Origin of the sequence: Chitinophaga vietnamensis (assembly GCF_902167635.1) — a bacterium.
GTDB classification, from domain to species: domain Bacteria; phylum Bacteroidota; class Bacteroidia; order Chitinophagales; family Chitinophagaceae; genus Chitinophaga; species Chitinophaga vietnamensis.
Window position 1 is genome coordinate 575,716 of the sequence record NZ_CABHMS010000002.1, and the last position, 19,879, is coordinate 595,594.

The following is a 19,879-nucleotide window of genomic DNA, read 5'->3' on the forward strand; positions in this document are numbered from 1 at the left end:
TGTAAAACGTAGTATCTTTTACCAGCCCGGGTTCTGGTCCATTGTGCTGTTAGGCACCTGTAGCTCCGACAATGGCAGCGGCGACAGGTAATCCCTTTTCACATCGAACTTGTAACCATTGGCCATAGCGCCAACTTTCTGGTATAATTCGATATAGCCGTTGGCATCCACGGGGTAACCGGCCAGCTGACTGGCAGGCACTAATGTTTTCCATTGATTCAGTTTTGCACCTTTCGGTTTGGAGCCGGTGAAGAGTTGTCCGGCAGCGCCCCAGCGCAATACATCATCTTTCCTGAAACCTTCGCAGGCCAGCTCTATGCGCCTTTCGCGGCGTACTTCATTGAGCACCGGGCTCAGTGTCGGGAACTTCCAGTTGGGATCGTTGACGATAGCGCCGATGTTCAGGGGAGGCATGCCCACCCTGGCTCTCAGCTTGTTGATCGTCATATCTACATCCGCCTGTGTGAGCGCGCCCATCTCTGCTTTAGCCTCTGCATAGTTGAGCAGCACTTCTGCATAGCGCATCAGGATGAGGGCGGTGGTGCCCACATCGCCGGCATATTGTTGCGCATAATCGGGATTATGCCCTTTGTACAACTGGTAGCCGGTAGCAGGTTTGTTTTCGTTGGCCGCAGAAAAAGTAGGCAGCTGGAAGATCATATTGGGCGCGCCTCCTGGCTGGTTGTTGGTAACGAGATGGTTGCCGTCAGGCACACAGATGGTTTGCACAAGGCGCGGGTCTCTGCCTTGCACCACGGTGGCGAGGGAGTCGTCGCCCTTGTACAGCGGGCTCACCGCGATAGGGTTGCCATCGAGGCAGAGGTAATCATCTACCAGGCTTTTGGTCAGGCCACGGCCCGCGCCGGAATTCGTATATCTGTGCCAGTTATGGGTAGGGCCGGTGGTAAGATTATACTGCCGCCAGAACATCACTTCCTTGCTGCCGCTGTAGTCGGTTTGATTGAAGAGCGACCAGTAGCCATAGTCTTTGCCTGTATTATCGAGCGAGAAGATGCCGGTAGCCATCACATTGCCTGCTACTGTGGCGGCTTTCTGCAAGTATTTAGCGCCATTGGAGCCGCTAACGCCGAAAGGGGTGCCATTCAGGTATTTTTCCCAGGTGCCTTCGTATAGGGCTACCCGTGAGAGGAAGGCCATCGCAAATTCTTTGTAAACCCTGCTCGGTTGCGCGGCGCCTTTGCCGGGCAGGCAGCTGATAGCGCTATCGAGATCGGCAATGATGGAATCGGCAATGATATTGCGCGCCAGCCTTTTGCTGTACAGCTCCGGCGAATTGGGCGTGAGTGGTTTGCTCACCCAGGGCAGCGCGCCGAACTGCTTCATCATCCCGAAATAAAAGTAAGCACGGAAAAACAAGGCTTCTCCTACATATGGTTTCACGTTGGTCCATGGCTCTCTCACCTTGCTGTAATTGGCCAGCAGGTAATTGACATTGCGCAGCGCGCTCCAGCTCCAGCCGCCGCCGGAGGAAGGCACCACGGTTTCGTCGTTCAGCCAGGTGTTGTAGCTCATGTTGATCATGTTATCACTGCCCTGGTCGGCATCCAGGCCATAGATGCCGATGGTGCCGTAACCGGTATAGGAAGGGAAGGCGGAATAAAAACTGTTGCAATATAATTTCAGATCATTGGATGTTTGCCAGTATTGTGCGTCGCTGATCACTGTTTCCGGGCTTCTGTCCAGGAAGTCTTTCTTGCAGGAAAAGAGGGTGAAGAGGATGACCGCAGCTGCCAGCAAGTGTTTATATAAGCGCATATCTTTCATGTTTGATGGATTAGAGGATGACGTTGATACCACAGGAGAAAGTCCGTTGCAGTGGATATATTTTGGCATCACTGATAGACAGTTCGGGATCCATTGTTTTGATCAGTTTGGTGAAGGTGGCCAGGTTTTCCACGTCGAAGTATAAACGAAGTCTCTGGATGCGCGCGCGCGACAGCAAACTGGCTGGCAGCGTGTATCCCAGCTGTACGCTCTTGATACGCATGTAGGCTGCATTTTGCAGGTACCGGGTCTGCACTTGTGTATTCTTGCCGTTCTCGCCGCTCATATAAAATTTCGGGAAATAGCCGTTGGTATTGGCAGGCGTCCATCTGTTCAGCTGCGCGGTAAATGGAGAGCTTTGCCATTCATCTCCTACGATGCCCCAGAAATAGTTGGAGCCGATCCAGGCATCTCTCTTGGCGATACCTTGCAGGAATATGTTGAGATCAAAACCTTTGTAGTCGAAATTAAGGCTCAGGCTATACTGGTACCTGGGAGTGTTGTTACCGATGATGCGAAGATCGCCGCTGCTGTCTGCCGTATTCTTGCCATTGCTGATGATGCCATTGCCGTCAAAGTCTTTATAGATCACATCTCCGGCGCGCCAGCCGCTTTTCCAGAAAGTAGCGGTAGGCGCTTTGGAAGCATCTGCATCGGTGGCGTAGAGGCCGAGGGTAGTGTAGCCCCATATCTCGCCTAAGGTCTGGCCTTCATACCAGGTATCGAGCGAGCGGGAAGGATTATTGTAGCGTACTACTTTTCCTTTGTAGTCAGACAAGGTTCCGCGGATGCCATATCCCAGCTGGCCAATGCGGTCATTCCATTGCAGCGTTAACTCAAATCCTTTTGTTTGTATTGCGGCATTGTTCACTTTCGGTACGCTTGTGCCGAGCAGTGCAGGCAGCACTTGTGCAGGACCGGCGAAATCATCGGCCTTGCGGATGAAATAATCGTAAGAAGCCGTGAGCCTGTGATCGAGGAAAGACATATCCGCACCAATGCCGTAAGAAGTAGTGGTTACCCAGGTAAGGCCTGTATTTACCAATGGCGGCTGGCTCACGGATGCCTGCTTGTTGCCGCCAAAGAGCCAGGAGGTATTATTCGGCGAAGTGGTCGCTAAACTGGGATAGAAAGGATAGTAAGTGCTGATGCCGGGATCGCCGAGGAACAGCTGATCGGGCGCAGCGCCGTAGTTGGCGCGCAGCTTGAAAGTATTCACGATCGTTTTGATCGGCTGCCAGAAATTTTCCCGGTCGAGGTTCCAGCCGGCAGACGCGCCTGGAGAGAATTTCCAGCGATGGCCGGTAAGGAAGCGGGAAGTGCCATCATAACGGCCATTCAATTCCAGCAGGTATTTATTATCATAGTTATAATTGAACCGGCCGAAAAAGCCTTCCACGGCCAGTCTGCGCACCTGGTCGCCCACAGTAGGACTGGTATTATACGTCAGGTTGAGGGAAGGTATATCGTTGGAATACAACTGGCTGTTGGAAGCATTGTATGCCGTGTAGTTGGTCAATTCGCTGGTGAAGCCGCCCAGGAGGCGGAAGTTGTGTTTGTTGAATTGTTTTTCGTAAGAAGAATAAGCATTTACGATATGATGCTCATTGCGGTAATTATTCCGGGAGAAAGAATTGGGAGAAGTACCGCCGGAAGGGGCGGTGCTGCCATCCGGCAGATAAACATATACGGTTTTGAGATGATTCTGCTGATCGTAGAAATCGCCGTCAAAGGTATAGTTGGCAGTGATATCCCAGCCTTTCAGCGGTGTGATGCGGAACTCGCCGGTGAGCACGGGCTGGTCTTCGGTGGACTTGTTACGTCCGCCTTGTAAATGCAGCAGCACATTGCTTTCGTCGGAGTAGTGGCCATCCGGATTGATCAATGAAACGGTCGGGAATTTACGCGCGATCTGGTGCATATAGTTACCGCCTGTTTGACCGGCATATACATTGGGTGTATTGAACAGGCTGCGTGAAATACTGCTGCGGAAATTAAAGGTCAGCCAGTTGGTGATATTGGACGAGAGGTTGGCTCTGACGTTGAAGCGTTTGAAATCGTCGTTACCGAAATTGTACATTCCCGCTCTGTTGTTATATCCTGCGCTGATAAAGTAATTGCTTTTTTCATTGGCGCCGCTGATGCTCACGTTATGCTGCTGGCTGAATGCAAACTTTTTGAAATAGATCTTGAACCAGTCGTTGTTGGCATTACCACTGTTCCAGTTGTTCCATCCGTTGGGAACATTCGGATTTTTGATGGTCTGTGTTTTGAGAGAGCCATCGAGGTAGGCTTTGATCCTGCCCATGGTTTCATCGTTGAAGAAGGGCGCCCTGCCTGCGTTGGCGAAGGCTTCGTTATAAAGGTTGGCGAAATCGAGCGAGTTGAGCATCTTCGGCAGGTTGATCGGTTGCGCCCACGACAGGTTGTTGTCATAGGTGATCCTGGTGCCTTGCCCGGCCTTTCCTTTTTTGGTGGTGATGAGTATCACGCCGTAAGGCGCGCTGGAGCCGTATATGGCGGTGGATGCGGCGTCTTTGAGCACGGAGATACTTTCTACATCGTTCGGGTTAAGGGCATTGATATCGCCGCCCTGGATACCATCGATCACCACGAGCGGGCTGCCGGTGGCATTGAATCCCGTATAGCCTCTCACGTTAATGGTCTGGGTAGCGTTGGGAGCGCCGCCATTGCCATTGGTGAGGATATTGAGGCCGGCCACCAGGCCTTGCAGGCCCTGGCTGATGCGTGTCATAGGGCGGTTTTCCAGTACTTTGCCGGACACTTGTGATACGGCGCCGGTGAGGTTCACTTGCTTTTGTGTGCCGTAGCCTACCACTACTACGTTTTCGAGCTGTGATACTTCTGCGATGAATTTCACTTCCACGTAGGAGCGGCCGTTTACAGGCACTTCCTGGCGTTGAAAGCCGATGTTGGTGACGATGAGCACCGCTTCGGGGCCTATGTTGGATAGCCGGAAATAGCCGTCTCCATTGGAGATAGCGGCGGCTTTGCTGCCTTTCACCTGTATGGTGGTACCGGGAACGGCATTACCTTTTTCATCCACGATGCGGCCGCGCAGGGAGTCTGCCACGTTCGTGACAGTGGCTGCGGGCGCCGCCACGCGGTTCAGCACAATCGTTTCCCGGATGATCTTCCAGGAAAGGCCCTGCCCTTTGAAACACAGGTCCAGCACCTGTTGCAGCGGTGCGTCTTTTACTTCTATGCTGATGTTGTGCGTGCCTTCCAGGTCGCCGGAATGGTACCAGAATTTGTAGCCGCTCTGCTGTTCTATCTTCATAAACACCTCCTGCAGCGGTTTATTTTTTTCTGCCAGGGATATTTTCTGCGCAAATCCTTTGGCACTGATCTGGCACAGGATGGCCAGCAAGAAGAATATAGATAGTCTCATGATCTTCCAGATTTTGGTCAATAGGCTGCTATGCCTGTTGTTGGTGATGTAACAAGCCATTGAATACATAATTGAATAGTTAATTGTAATAAGGAGTCCTTACTAAATAGAGATACGACTGTTCGGTTTACATGAAATTTAAACGTTCATAAGTGGTCATTGCAACTGTTGGCGGTGGCGCGTGTTATCAGGAGCTTATGGATGAAATGTGCATCAGGAGAGGCTTCCAATGCCCGCAGGTTTGGAAACGAAGATTTAATAACATAAATTTAGATTTAGGTAATAAAATGTCTTTTACTGTAGACCGTTTTGTTGCTGTGTTGACCGGGATATGTTAGCGCATACCCGGTTTTTTTCATTGTGGTGATCACTGTTTTTGCATGCTTGATAATTTTGGTTGTTTTAAATGACAATAATTTTTCTTCCCTCGACAGTAAAATGTATGCCGCTCTCTTCCAGTATGGATAATACTTCCTGGAGGCTATAGCTTCTTTTTATACTTCCTTCGAACCGCAGTTCGGGTATTTTATTTTTATAGGTTACTTCTACATTATACCAGCGTGCGAGTTGCCGCATCATGGCGGCGGTGCCTTCTCCATTCATGGCGAAGTAGCCTTCTTTCCAGGCTACGGCCTGCTGAATATCCTTGCAGGTGGCCACTTCCAGGGTGTGGTCTGCTTTCAGCCGGGCCTGCTGTCCGGGCTTGAGTGTAGTGGTATCGGCCTGGTAGCCTACGCGTACGGCGCCTTCCAGCAATGTTACATTGGCGCCGGGTTCTTCCGGGTATGCCATGAAGTTGAAGCGGGTGCCAAGCACCTGTACGGTTTTGTCGCCCGCACTTACAACAAAGGGCTGGCGGGCATTGGCGGCCACTTCAAAATAGGCTTCGCCGGTGATCTCCACTTTGCGTTCGCTGCCGCTGAAGCCGGAAGGGAAGCGGATAGAAGAGGCGGCATTGAGCCATACTTTAGAGCCGTCGGGCAGCAGCAGCTGGTACTGGCCTCCCGGCGGTGTGCTCAGCATATTCATAGCGGCGGCAGGCGGCTGATCGCCAGGATGGTAGGCTACCTGTCCGTTCCCTAATTGAATGGTGGCGCCGCCCTGTTGCAGGGTGCCATGCCCGGCGCTGTCGAGCACGATCTGCTGCCCGCTGGCCAGCGTGAGCACGGCCTTGTTGCCGCCCGGTTGCGGCGCTTGTTCTTTCAAGGCCAGCTCCGTAGGGGCGTTACCGTTATATTGCTTCCACAGTTTTTTACCGAAGAACCAACAGCAGGCGATCACGGCGGCGGCCGAAGCGGCTTTCGCTACCATCCGCAGCAGGCGGCCTTTTGCGGCGCCGGTATTTTCCCGGATACGCTGCTGCAGCAGCTGCGCCGTCGCCTGCTTGTCGCCCAGCAATAACTCATCCCAGTCAGCATCTTCACTGACCTGGTCCAGCAGCTGGTTATATCGCTCAATGTCATCTGCCGTAGCTTCGCCGTTGGATATACGTTCGGCAAGACGGGCAATTTCTTCGTGGATCACTTAAAATGGACGGTTTATAAGATGAAGGCACTTGAAAGAAAGGTATCCCCCAAAGGCGGAGAAAAAATTTTTTCAATAGAAGAAAAAGAGGCAGCAGATCAACAACAGGGAGTGCCCGATGAACAGGCGAATACGTCGTAAGGCGATGGTGATCTGGTTCTCCACCGTTTTGGCGGTGATGTTCAGCTGACGGGCGATCTCCGCGTGCGACAGCTGCTCATCACGGCTCAGGTGATAGATGGTGCGGCATTGCTGTGGCAACTGCGATACCGCCATCGATACGATCTTCTTCAGTTCGCGCAGCGTCATATCGCTGGCATCTACCGAAGTAGCGGTGGTATAACTGAGATTATTGATCAATGCCTGCTGGTATTTACCGCTGCGGATATGGTTGGCCATCTTGAAGCGGGTAGCGGCTTTGAGGTAATATTTCAGGGAGCTGATCTGCGCTTCCTCCCGGTGCTGCCATAGCCAGGTGAATACCTCCTGTACCACGTCCATCGCAGTATCCCGGCAACGCAGCGTGAAGTAAGCGTGCTTGTAGAGCGTTTCCCAATAACGTTCGTAAATAGCGTCAAAAGCGTTGCTATCACCTTGTTTCAGGAGATGCAAAAGTTCACTGTCTTCCATTTTCATGCAACGCGACATGGAATGTCATTTATAGCAATGCCAATGATTGCAATCTAGTTATTCTATTCAGCATGGAGTTGTACTTTTTAAACAAAGAGTGACTGAATCTTAGCAGTTATTGTCAGTGTTTCATAGTAAGCGGCAGAAGAATTTATTTTACTTTTTCATTACCGGCAGGGTAGTGGCATTGCCGCTTAATTCCAGTGCAATAACGGAACAGATGCTGTCGGGCATTGTGGCGGGCAACTGAAGCGTGGTACCATTGTCGTTGCTGGAAAACGCTAGGGGCGCGCCTTTCAAGAAAGCGGCCCGTTTTACTTTCAGCTTGCCTAAAGGCGGCAATACCAGTGGCTGCACGGGCCGACCAAAAACATGTACATACAAGGTGCTGCCTTTACGCGTAGTGGCAAAGATACTATCTGGTACGAAAGGGCCGCCCTGTGTGCCATAAATGCTTTCGCCATACTGATTCAGCCAGCGGCCCATCTCTCTCAAACGATCGATCTGGCGCTGCTCCATACGGCCGTCCAGCATGGGGCCTACGTTGAAGAGCAGGTTGCCGTTGCCCCCGGCGGTTTTCACCAGCGTTTGTATGCATTCTTTCAGCGATTTCATTTTATCATTCGGCTTCCAGGCCCATTGCTGGCAGATCGTGATGCAGGATTCCCAGGGATCTTGCATATTCAGCGCGCCTACTACCTGTTCGGGCGTGGCATAGTCGCCCACGGCGCCCTTGCCCAGCTCCGTATGTTTGCCTTTGCCCAGGCGGTTGTTGACCACCACATTTTTATCAATGCGTTTGATGAAATTATATACCTCGGTTCCGTATTCTTCTTTCCAGGGCGCTTCCCAGTTGCCATCGAACCAGAGCATGTAAGGATGGTAGCGGGTGATCAGCTCTTTCAGTTCATCTTTCATGCGCTGTACAAATACGCGGGTATTGCCTGTATAATCCGCATCGTGCCAGTCGAGCACTGTGAAATAGATACAGAACCTGATCCCTTGCCGGGCGCAAGCCGCGGCCAGCTCGCCTACCACGTCCCGTTTGAAAGGCGAGTGAGATATATTGTAATCGGAATAAGCAGTAGGCCAGAGGCAGAAGCCATCGTGATGTTTAGCCGTGATGGTGAGGTACTTCATCCCTGCATCCTTAGCGGCTTTCACCCAGTTATCAGCGTTGAACAATACGGGATTGAACTCCGTATACAGGTGGTCGTATTCGTCGGCAGGCACCTGCTGGCCGCGGCTCCAGCCAATTTCTGTACCGCGCAGGGTTACCGGCCCCCAGTGGATGAACATACCGAAACGTTGCGCCATGAAATCGTTCATCACGGCAGGCGGCGTTTTGTAAGGGATCTGCTGGGCAGCTGCTGTAAAGGCGTTAGTGAGACAAAGCAACAAGAGGAAGATATTTTTCTTTTTCATAGACAGTGAATATATAAATTTAATTGGAAGATGGCTATAGCTATAAGCGAACAGTAATGTTCGAAAGCGGACAATTTATCTCCCTGGCTTTATCTCTATCTTCCTGATGATGAAGGAATTGCTAAATTGGTATTTTCTTTGGCGCGTGCCGCTTGTTCATTCATCTAAAGGAAAACACATCTCATGTTTAAGAATTATTTCTACGTTGCATTACGAAACCTGTGGAAGAACAAAGGATTTTCAGCCATCAATATTTTTGGCCTAGCCATCGGCCTCGCCACCTGCTTGCTGATCATGATCTATGTAACAGATGAACTAAGTTACGACCGCTATAATGTAAACGCTTCCCGCATCTACCGCATGAATACCGACATCCACTATGGCGGCGAGCTGCACAATTTTGCCACTACGCCAGCGCCGCTGGCTGCCACCATGAAGCAAGCTTTCCCGGATGTGGAAGAGGTGACCCGCTTCCGGGTTTATGGTGGATTACAGGTGAGGAAGGGAGCGGACGACATCAATGAAGAGCATGTAGTATATGCAGATTCCACCCTGTTCCGGGTATTTACCTTGCCACTCATCGCCGGAGATCCGGCTACGGCATTACAGCTGCCGCGCCATGTGGTACTTACGGAAACGACTGCACGAAAATATTTCAACAGCACGGACGTAGTAGGCCGTACCTTGCTGGTGAACGATTCCGTGAGCTTTACTGTCAGCGGTGTGATGAAGGATGTGCCGATGCAATCGCATTTCCGCTTCACCTTTTTCGTTTCTATGGCCGGTGTGCCGGAGAGCCGCAACGACCAATGGCTCAGTAATAATTTCCAGACATACGTGCTGTTCAAGCCAGGCACCGATCCTGCGAAGGTGCAACAGCGCTTCAGCGGCATGGTCAGCAAATATTGCGCGCCGCAATTGTCTGCCCTGCTGGGTACTACTTTAGAAGATTTTGAAAAAGGCGGCGACTATTTCCGTTTCAGCATGACGCCGCTCACCGATATACACCTGTACAGTAACCGAAGCCTGGAGCTGTCTGCCAACAGTTCCATCCAGTACGTCTGGATATTCTCTGCGATCGCGTTGTTCATCCTCCTCATCGCCTGCGTTAATTTTATGAACCTTTCTACGGCGCGTTCTTCCAACCGTGCGAAGGAAGTAGGTATCCGCAAGGTGATGGGATCACAGCGCGGGCAGCTGATCACGCAGTTCATTGCAGAATCGGTGATGATCACTTTCATCGCGATGTTGCTGGCCATCGGTATTGCCAGCATAGCGCTGCCGTTCTTCAATCATCTTTCCGGTAAGGAGCTGAGCGCCGCCATCTTCCTGAAACCTTTGCTGATAGCGGGCCTTCTGGGAGTAGTGATATTAACGGGATTGCTGGCCGGCAGCTATCCGGCATTTTTCCTGTCGGCCTTCCAGCCGGTATCAGTGCTGAAAGGCGCTGCCAACAAGGGTTTTCGGGCAGGCATATTGCGCAATGTGTTGGTGGTGTTCCAGTTTGGCATCTCGGTATTCCTGATCGTGGGCACGCTGGTGATCTATAATCAACTTAATTTTATACGCAACAAAAAAATAGGTTTCGATCGCGACCAGGTGATCGTGTTGCATCATACTTCTTCTTTGGGCGGTCAGGCCGATGCTTTCCGCCAGGAAGTGCTATCGCTGCCGGGTGTAGCCGGTGGCACGGTTACCGATTATCTGCCTACCGGCGGCAACACCAATAGTGAACCTATTTTCCTGGAGCCATCGCTCGATCAGAAGAAATCCGTCGTGATGCAGACCTGGTCGGTAGATGATCAATACATTCCTGTGATGAGCATGCAGCTGGCCAAAGGCAGGAACTTCTCCAAAGATTTCCCTACCGATTCATCCGGCGTGATCATCAACGAAGCCGCGGCGCGCCTGTTGGGGCTGAACGATCCGCTGAACCGTGATCTCTACGAGTTGAATAATATGCATAGCCGCGAATCGACCCGCTTCCATATCGTGGGCGTTGTAAAAGATTTTAATTTCAGCTCCCTGCGCGACCAGGTGCAGCCACTGGCGCTATTCCTGCGCCCAAGCGATGGCAATGTAGCTTTCCGTTTCCATACGAAAGATATACCCGCCCTGGTAGCCAAAGTAGAAGCAAAATGGCGCGCCATGATGCCCGGCAAACCTTTCAATTATTCTTTTATGGACGACGATTTCAATGCGCAATATAAATCTGAAGTGCGCGTGGGCCGCATCTCCGTGATCTTCTCGGTGCTGGCAGTGTTGATCGCCTGTCTTGGATTGTTTGGTCTCGCCGCCTATGCCGCCGAACAGCGTACCCGCGAAATAGGCATCCGCAAGGTATTAGGCGCCACCACTACCAACATCGTTGACCTGCTGTCCAGAGACTTCCTGAAACTGGTACTGGTAGCGATATTGCTGGCATCTCCCATCGCCTGGTGGGCGATGCATCGCTGGCTACAGGATTTCGCTTACCGCATCACCATTGGCTGGAGCGTATTTGCCCTGGCCGCCGTACTGGCCGTACTGATCGCATTACTTACCGTCAGCTTCCAGGCTATAAAGGCCGCAGTGGCCAATCCGGTAAAGAGTTTGAGATCCCAGTGAGGAGGTTGTCTTTGCTCAGGATTATAATGATTGAAAGGATTACCAGGATTTTTTTACAGGATTGATAAGGATTAAAAAAAGATTCGCGAAGATCAATTCGAACTGATCTTCGCGAATCTTTTTTTAATCCTTATCAATCCTGTAAAAAAATCCTGGTAATCCTTTCAATCATTATAATCCTGAGCAAAGACAACCTCCGCGTGTTTAAAACCTTCCCGAGATACCTATATAAAAACTCCTGCCATCAGCTGGAATGATGCCTGGGCCGGGGTATTCGTCGGTTCTTCTGGTGAAATAGGCTTTGTTGCCAAGATTGTTGACGCCTGCTTTGAGGGCATAGCGTTTGAATTTGTAGGTGGCGCTGATATCGAATACGGTGTAGGCGGGGATGTATCCGGCTACGGGGTCTTCGCTGAAGCGGGCATTGGTGGCGTCGCCGTAGGCGTCTCCTACGTTGCTCATCTGGCAGGTGGCGGAGAAGTGGGTGTCGTTGTAGATGAGCCCTATGCGATGGATGTAGGTGGCGGCAGCTTCAACACGATTGCCTTTGAAGGCGCCGGAAGTGTATTTTGCGTCGGTGTAGCCGAAGGCGTCGAAGATGCTGAAACCCTTTCTGCTGCCGGGATGCAGGAATTTTAATAAATTAAATTCTGCGTAGCTTTCCAGTCCTTTATGTACGCTGTTAGCGACGTTTGTACGATAAGTATATTGTTGCTGGTTTTTATCGGTGATCAATACCGTACCGATCCGGTTGTTATAAGCAAGATAGAACAGGCCGATATCGAAATTGAGGTAGTTGGCAACGGTGCCTCTGTAACCCAGGTCGGCATTGAATCCTGCGGCATCTTTCATATGAGGGTCTATTTTGGATGTGATGCCGATGGGCGTGAGCTGGGCATAATCCACGGGGCGGTATGCCTGGCTGATGTTGGCGTAGACGTTGGTATACTCGCTGGTCTTGTATTCTGCGCCGATGCCGAACAGTGGTATGGTGCGGCTTTTACGGTCGTCGGTATATACGCGGGCGCTGTCGGTGATATAACCTTTGGCGGTGCTGCTCAGGTATTCCAGTCGGAAGCCGGGCGTGATAGACAGCGCGCTGCCGATATGAAAAGTGTTTTCGATAAAGGGCGCAATATTCGTGGTGGTGAAGTCGAGATCATATTCGTAGTCGCCTGTGATGCTTAGGTCGAAATCGCTGCCGGTGCTGCCTTCGCCGCCGCCTTGCCGTTTGAACCAGGCATAGCTGTAGCGCAGGCCGCCGGCAAGGGCGCCGAAGGAGTAGTGATGCAGCAGGCGGACTTCCGTAGTGGTGTTGTGCATATTTTCATTCTGCACTTCTCTGGGGATATAGTGGCCGGTAGCCGGATCGATGGTGTCCAGTGCGCCGGGGCCGCCATCTTCATTACGCCATACCAGCGCGCGGTTGCTGAACAGGTATACCGATTTGATGTTGAGAGAAGTGGAAGGGGAGAGATGATAATCGATCGTTGCCGCAAGCACATTCCACGGGCTTTTGAGCCAGTTGCGGGCGCGGAAAGAGGATTTCGGATCAGCGTTGAACATGCTGTCGTTAAGGCCTCCCGGCATTTTGATCCTGTTGCGCAGCAGGGAATATTCTACGCCTATTTTCAGTTTTTCAGAAGGAGCATATTGTACTTTTCCATAGCCTGAAAGCTGCCACTGCTGGCTGTTTGGGCGGTAACCCTGCAAGGTGCGGTATTGCAGGAAGCCGTAGTAGCTCCATTTGTTAATGGTGCCGCCGATGGAGTTGAAAGTATTGAAGAGGCCGAAGCTGCCGGCAGTTTCGGAAGTATAAAATTCGAAAGGTTTGTTTTTCGGTGGTTCGTTGATTACGTAGTTGACCAGTCCGCCGAACTGTGGTCCGAATTGCAGGGAGGCGGCGCCTCTCACCATCTCCACACGGCTCACGGCTTCCATGGGAGGGATGTAGTAGGCTTCATTGTAGCCATAGATATCCGAGCTGATATTGTAGCCATTCTGGCGGGTGTTCATCTCGATGCTCTGTGTAGGATTGAGGCCGCGCGTAGCGATGCCGTTGGCGGTGAAGCCACCGGTTTCGGTTTCCACGATGTTGAGGCCGGGGATGCGTCCTAATATCTGGCGGGTATTGTTGATGGCTTTGTTGGCATCCAGACTGTCGATCACCACTACTTCATTCTTTTTTCCGGAATAGATGATACCGTCTTTTTCTTCAGGCAGGTGGCCTGTTCCGCGTACGGTGCGGATGCCGCGGATATTTACATCTTTCAGATAACGGACCCTGGTTGAATCGGCATGACGCTGTGCGCCTGCAGCCAGTGGCAGCAATACAAAGGGCAGCCACGATAATGATTTGCTCATAATGTCAATTGTGTTGCAAAATTCGCAAGTCGTTGCAGGCGCCAATGATCAAAAGCGGAAAAAGAAATACGCGATCGGGAAAAAAGGCCGCCAGTATTAGAATGCGCTTAAATTCAGCTTAAAAAATGATTTTTTCTTACCTTAAAGAAAAAATAGCGCCGATCCATGAAGATAGCGACCTACAATGTGAATGGTGTGAATGGCCATTTGCCCGTTTTGTTACAATGGCTGGAGCAAGCCTCGCCTGATGTGGTATGTCTGCAAGAGCTGAAGGCGCCGCAGGAGAAATTCCCGGAGCAGGCGATCCGCGATGCCGGTTATCATCCCTTATGGCATGGGCAGAAAAGCTGGAATGGCGTGGCGATCCTCGCCAAGAGCGGCCTGCCGCAGGAGCGGCGGCGCGTGTTGCCCGGCGATGAAGAAGATACGCATAGCCGCTATATCGAAGCCGATATTGATGGCATGATCGTAGGCTGTCTGTACCTGCCTAATGGCAATCCTGCGCCAGGACCCAAGTTCGACTACAAGCTCGGCTGGCTCAAACGTTTTACCGCGCATGCAAAAGAGCTGATCACTTCTCCCACGCCTGTAGTGCTCACCGGCGATTACAATATCATCCCTACCAACAACGACGTATATAAACCCGAGAAATGGGTAGATGATGCGCTCTTCCGCCCGGAAGTGCGCGAGGCCTTCCAGCAACTGCTTGCCCAGGGCTGGACAGACGCCATCCGTCAATTCTATCCCACCGAAAAGATCTATACCTTCTGGGATTATTTCCGCAATGCCTATGGCCGCGATGCCGGTTTGCGTATCGATCATTTCCTGCTCAGCCCCGGGCTGGACAAGCGTCTTACCGCTGCCGGCGTGGACCGGTTTGTACGTGGATGGGAAAAGTCGAGTGATCATGCGCCGGTGTGGATTGAGTTGAAAGGGTAGATATTTTTGTTGAGAGGCTAAGAAGGGTTTGTGAGGGGTAATACTGAAAGCCTGATATCCCATATTTAAATCTTACTCTGATATTTATTTATCTTTTTTTATACAAAAAAGCATTATTTGAAATAGCCTTCGAGATATTCATTAAGAACAATATAAATTCGTCAGCTTGTTTTGGTCGGACGATATAGATTTTAATTGGAAGGTTAAATAACCAGATTTGAAATTCTTTTAGCTAAACAAAATTCAATCAATGTATTTTCTAAATAAATATCGGTGGTTTGTAATTGTCACTTTTTTAGGGGCGATATCTATATGGATTTTTTATCAACGCTATAATAATAGCTACGTAAAACTAAGGCCCCTCGACTTTAATACCACAATCGGTTTCTATGAGATAAAGCCAAATGATAGTATTCGAAAGTTCCTTCCGCAAGTACTGAACTACTATCAGGAGTCTTATCAAATAGATGACGATGGAAATATAATGGTCAAGCGGCGACTCGCTAATGATAGGGAGCTCATTTGGAATTATACGACTAAATCACTAGACACCGCATGGCTCAAAGATAATCTTCCGAAAAAATAGATATCGAATGCACGGTCTCACCGTGCATTCAATATCTTCCCTTTCTCCGCATCAAATTCCGCTTGCGTTAATATCCCTGCATCCAGCAATTCTTTCAGATCCATTAGCGCTTTCTTTTTATCTGTAACACCATTACCTGGTGTTTCTACTATGGGCGCGGGTTGTGGGCCGGTTTTAGCTGCCGGGGAGTGATAGCTGAGCAGCAAAGCGGCGATTTCGTTATAGCCTTTGATGGAGGCGTAGTCGATCGCTTTCTGTTCTTTGGTATTGACAACGGATACATCTGCTTGTTGTTCCAGCAGGTATTTCACGATATCTTTTTTGCCGCCGGAGGCGGCATAGTGTAATGCGGTGTTGCCGGATTCATCTTGTATGTTGATGTTGGCGCCGCGTTCCAGCAGTAGCTTTACCATGCTGAGGTGGCCGTTTTTGGCGGCTACGTGCAACATGCTTTCACCGCCATAGCTATAGCTGTGGTTGAAGCTGAAGGAGCTGCTAATAGAAAGGCTGTTGGCGCTTTCTACCCAGTCGAGGTAGCTGTTCATGCTTACGGTGTCTTGAGATAGCGGCTGACTGAAATTCACATCAATGCCTTTGTCGAGGAACATGGCTACGATCTCTTTCTGATTGTTGGCGCAGGCGTACCAGATGGGCGACAGGCCTTCTTTGGAGGTCACCAGCACATCGGCGCCGTGTTCTACGAGGAGGTTGGTGAGCGCGCGGTTGGTATCATAGCAGGCGATGAGCAGGGAAGACTCGCCGGCATGATTGGTATGGTTTACGTCGGCGCCATTGTTGAGCAGGGTGCTGGCCATGGCCGGGTTCTTGGCGCGTACGGCCACGATCAGCGGACTGTCACCGGATTTGTTGGTGGTATTCACGTTGGCGCCATTGTCGATCAGCAGTTGAGCGATGTCTTTGTTGCGCCATGCAGCAGCGATGAACAGAGGTGTTTCGGCCTGGTTGTTTTCCAGGTCTACGTTAAGGCCTTGTTGCAGCAATGCTTCCATCACTTCTTTCTGGCCGGTGCGGGCGGTGAGGTGGAGGAGACTGTTACCTTGCAGGTCGTTGATATCTGTTCTGGCGCCACGTTCCAGGAGGAAGAGGGCGGTTTGTTTCTGTTTCTGCAGGCAGGCAAAATAGAAGGGCGTTTCACCGTTATGATCTTCATAGTCCAGGTCGGAGCCAGCGTCCAGTAATAGTTTCACGAGATCGAGGTAGCCATGGTGCGCAGCATAGTGTAGTGCGGTCCTGCCTTTCTCGTCGGTATATTTTACATCTACTTCGTTATTGGCCAGGAGTATCTCGGCGATCTTTCTTTTGCCGCTTTCACAGGCAACAATAAATGACATGGACATGGTACTATGCTTTATGTTTTAATAATAACTCAACGGTCTTTGATTTGAGGTTGTCTTGCGCGGCGAGGTCCATCGGGCTTTGGTCCTGGTCGTTGGTGACGTTCGCGTCGGCGCCTTTGTCGATCAGCAGTTTCACCTTGCGGTATATTTGTCTGGCCGCTTCCTGGTCGTAGTTAACGTTGTAGGCGCATACTTTATGCAGGAGGGTATTGCCTTGGTTGTCGCGGCGGTGGATGTCCACTACGCCGGCGTCCAGCACGGCTTCCAGCATATCGGCGGGTTGTTCGGCCACCCAGTCGAGGGCGGCTTTGTCTACGCTATAGTAGGGCGAGGTTTGATAGATATCAGCGCCATCGCGGAGCAGGGCCTTGATGAGTTTTATGTTCGATTCCGATGCGCGGTTATGCACGCGCAGCGCGCCGCAGAGCAGCGTTTCGCCGTTTTTGTTGGTGATATCAAAATCGGGGGAGACGTGTTGCGCGAGCTTTTCATATACGGCGGTATTGCCCTGGTGTACTACGGCATAGTAGAATACTGTTTCGCCGTCTTTGCCGGGGAGATTAGGGTCGGCGCCATTTTGCAGGAGCAGGTCTACATATTGCTGTTTGTTCTTGCCCACGGCGAGGTGCAGCGGCGTTTCGCGTACGATGTTGCCGGCATTGGGGTCCAGACCTTGTCCGATCAGGTATTCCAGGTATTGTACGCCGGTGTCTTCCTTGATGCCATATTCCTGTATGATCTTGTACAGGTAATTCTCTTCATAATTATTTTTATAATGAAGATCAGCCCCTGCATCCGCCAGCGCTTCAATCTGCGCTACCGGCACAGAACTGTTGAATGCCAGTTCCAGTAAGGTTTTGTCGTTAACCGCGTCATTGATATTGTCGATCTTTTTGAGGAAGGAAGAGAGAAATTCAAGATCGGCAGGATCATCACGGAGAAAGCGGAAGATGCTTTCGAAGATGGAGCCGTCGAGTTTTTCGTATTCATAAAGATCGGTTTCGATGCCGCGGCTTTTCACCAATGCATCTACTACATCAAAGGCTTTGGCCTGCATGAGCTGGTCGTAGATATACCTTCTGTCGTAGGAGGGGAGGTCTTTCGGAAGTTTTTCGCCTTGGTCTATCCGTTGCTTTGCATCTGCCAGCAGGCCTCTCTTGAGGGCGTCTGCCAGTGTATTCACATCAGTCATAAAAAAAGAGGTGTGTTGGGTTACGGGCTCAAATCTAGGGCATAAAATCCATACAAGCAAAGTAATGTATCAGGAAGGAGCAGCGCTATGAAGAGTACAAAACTTGTTGTACATTCGTCAACAGCCAACCAATTAAGTTGATGTCTGATTACAAGCATTACAGTGATGATGAGCTGGTGGCGCTGATCCGGCAGGATGATCACAGGGCCTTCACGGAGATCTATTACCGTTATTGGAAGCGGCTGTTCACGCTGGCGTTGCATCGTTTGCATGCGCGCGAGCTGGCGGAAGATGTAGTGCAGGATGTATTGTCTGGCCTCTGGCAACGCCGCATGCACACGGTGATCGACTCGCTGGGCGCCTATCTCGCCGTGGCTACCCGCTATGCTACTTTCCGGCAGCTGGAAAAAATGCAGGCTACTATCGCCGCGGACGAGTTGCCCGAATCCCTGCATGGTACTACCGATGATCAGGCCGAACTACGCTTCCTGCAGCAGTCGATGCAGGAACAATTACAGCGTCTGCCCGAAAAATGCCGACTCGTATTTGACTACAGCCGTAACAAAGGATGGTCTAACAAAGAGATATCGCAGCAATTGCAGATATCCGAGAAGGCCGTGGAAAAGCATATCACCAAAGCATTGCAGCGGCTCCGCATGCAATTGAAGCACTACCTGCATTTCTTTTCTGTGCTCCCCTGAAAAAATTTTTTTAGAGAGAGGTAGGGGCGAAGGCCCTTGCCGGTACTATATTATTATTACCACCTGTAAATCTGCCCGCACGTATGGAAATGAATGAATTGTCTGTTCTGGCACGGAAGTATTTGTCCGGCGCCGCCAGCGAAGCTGAGAAAGCAGCGCTGCTGCGATGGTATAATGCCTACGACGAATCGGAGTTGATGGTGCATATCACTGCGGCAGAGGAGGAGTCGGAGGCTACGCTGGAAGCCCGTATGCTGCAGCGTTTGCAGCAGGCTACCGGCACCGCGCCGGTAACGAAAGTTCATTTCCTGCGAAGGCGCAGTACCTGGGCCGCCGCCGCTATACTGCTGGCAATGGTAGCAGGGGCCTGGTTCCTGTGGCATAGCGCCGGTATACAACAGGAATTTAAAACAGTAGCACAGGCAAAGCCGGGCAACAAAGCCGTACTGGTGCTGGATGATGGCACACAACTACAGCTCGACAGTACCGGCCAGGGCGTGTTATCGCAGCAGGGCAACGCCACCGTGGTACAGGCAGCCGGCAGCCTGGCTTATCAACCAGGCAAGCCGGAAAATACGAATGCCCCTCTGCGTTATAATACGCTGAGAACGCCCAGGGGCGGGCAGTTTAAAGTAGTGCTGCCAGATGGTTCCGGCGTTTGGCTTAACGCAGCATCCTCCATCACTTATCCCACCGCCTTCACCGGCAAGGAAAGGAAAGTGAGCATCACCGGCGAAGCCTACTTCGAAGTGGCCGCCAGCGCGCAACAGCCGTTCATCGTGCAAGCTATGAACATGGATGTACTGGTGCTCGGCACACATTTCAACGTGAATGCCTATGAAGATGAAAGCAGCATCAACACCACCTTGCTGGAAGGCGCCGTCGGCATCCGGGTGGGCGACCAGGCGCAGCACATCCTGCCAGGGCAGCAGATGCGCGTAACCGGCACACACATGGAACTGGTGAAACATGCAGACATCGCCGCCATCACGGCCTGGAAGAATGGCTACTTCTCCTTCAAAGATGCCGACGTGCCCGCCATTATGCGGCAGCTGGCACGCTGGTATGATGTGAAAGTGCATTATGAAGGCAAGATCCCCGATGGGGATTTCTCCGGCGAAATCGGCAGATCATTGACACTGGAACAAGTAGCCGCCTTATTGGAGGCAACGCGAATACATATACGAATTACGAACGGGGGAAGAGATATTACGGTAGTACCTTAAAAAAATACACCAACACATAGCAAAACATGCACTCCGCTGCGATCAGCCCCGGTAGGGCCGATAGTCCGGTAGGGCCGGCGGAGCTATGTCATCCATAAAAAAAACCTGGTGGTAAGATTGGCGTCTGCAC

General features: G+C 51.2%; 12 protein-coding genes. 4 read left to right on the forward strand and 8 right to left on the reverse strand.

Annotated features, from left to right (window positions below):
• Window positions 1–18 precede the first annotated feature (18 nt).
• The 5 genes from FPG75_RS06580 to FPG75_RS06600 all read right to left on the reverse strand — a co-directional run bounded on the left by FPG75_RS06580 (window position 19) and on the right by FPG75_RS06600 (window position 8,776).
• Window positions 19–1,776, reverse strand: a complete 1,758-nt coding sequence (locus FPG75_RS06580; RefSeq protein WP_161596696.1) for a RagB/SusD family nutrient uptake outer membrane protein — start codon at window positions 1,774–1,776, stop codon at window positions 19–21.
• A gap of 19 nt (window positions 1,777–1,795) precedes the next feature.
• Complete coding sequence (locus FPG75_RS06585) at window positions 1,796–5,197, reverse strand: TonB-dependent receptor (protein ID WP_161596697.1); 3,402 nt, start codon at window positions 5,195–5,197, stop codon at window positions 1,796–1,798.
• A 402-nt stretch (window positions 5,198–5,599) separates the two neighbouring features.
• Window positions 5,600–6,721 (reverse strand): FecR family protein, encoded by a 1,122-nt coding sequence (locus tag FPG75_RS06590; RefSeq protein WP_143305973.1) that lies wholly within the window; start codon window positions 6,719–6,721, stop codon window positions 5,600–5,602.
• A gap of 72 nt (window positions 6,722–6,793) precedes the next feature.
• On the reverse strand, window positions 6,794–7,369 hold the full coding sequence (locus tag FPG75_RS06595; protein WP_143305974.1) for an RNA polymerase sigma-70 factor: 576 nt from the start codon (window positions 7,367–7,369) through the stop codon (window positions 6,794–6,796).
• A gap of 138 nt (window positions 7,370–7,507) precedes the next feature.
• A complete protein-coding gene (locus tag FPG75_RS06600; protein WP_143305975.1) occupies window positions 7,508–8,776 on the reverse strand; it encodes an alpha-L-fucosidase in 1,269 nt (422 codons plus the stop codon).
• A 183-nt stretch (window positions 8,777–8,959) separates the two neighbouring features.
• Here FPG75_RS06600 and FPG75_RS06605 point away from each other — a divergent pair, with 183 nt between their 5' ends.
• Window positions 8,960–11,383 (forward strand): ABC transporter permease, encoded by a 2,424-nt coding sequence (locus FPG75_RS06605; protein WP_143305976.1) that lies wholly within the window; start codon window positions 8,960–8,962, stop codon window positions 11,381–11,383.
• Between the two features lie 204 nt (window positions 11,384–11,587).
• Here the strand turns inward: FPG75_RS06605 and FPG75_RS06610 are convergent, their stop codons facing one another.
• Entirely contained in the window at window positions 11,588–13,747 is a 2,160-nt protein-coding gene (locus tag FPG75_RS06610; protein ID WP_143305977.1) for a TonB-dependent receptor family protein, read from the reverse strand.
• Window positions 13,748–13,912: 165 nt separating this feature from the next.
• On the opposite strand from FPG75_RS06610, the gene xth reads away from it, so the two are divergent.
• Complete coding sequence (xth, locus tag FPG75_RS06615) at window positions 13,913–14,686, forward strand: exodeoxyribonuclease III (protein ID WP_143305978.1); 774 nt, start codon at window positions 13,913–13,915, stop codon at window positions 14,684–14,686.
• Between the two features lie 603 nt (window positions 14,687–15,289).
• Here xth and FPG75_RS06620 read toward each other — a convergent pair.
• Together FPG75_RS06620 and FPG75_RS06625 are read right to left on the reverse strand one after the other, a co-directional pair.
• Window positions 15,290–16,630, reverse strand: a complete 1,341-nt coding sequence (locus FPG75_RS06620) for an ankyrin repeat domain-containing protein (protein WP_143305979.1) — start codon at window positions 16,628–16,630, stop codon at window positions 15,290–15,292.
• Window positions 16,631–16,634: 4 nt separating this feature from the next.
• Window positions 16,635–17,822, reverse strand: coding sequence for an ankyrin repeat domain-containing protein (locus FPG75_RS06625; RefSeq protein WP_143305980.1), 1,188 nt, complete (start codon window positions 17,820–17,822; stop codon window positions 16,635–16,637).
• Between the two features lie 140 nt (window positions 17,823–17,962).
• Between FPG75_RS06625 and FPG75_RS06630 the strand changes: the two genes are divergently transcribed.
• Window positions 17,963–18,523 carry an RNA polymerase sigma factor gene (locus FPG75_RS06630; RefSeq protein ID WP_143305981.1) on the forward strand — a complete coding sequence of 187 codons (561 nt, stop codon included), beginning with the start codon at window positions 17,963–17,965 and terminating at the stop codon, window positions 18,521–18,523.
• Window positions 18,524–18,606: 83 nt separating this feature from the next.
• A complete protein-coding gene (locus FPG75_RS06635) occupies window positions 18,607–19,749 on the forward strand; it encodes a FecR family protein (RefSeq protein ID WP_143305982.1) in 1,143 nt (380 codons plus the stop codon).
• Window positions 19,750–19,879: the final 130 nt, after the last annotated feature.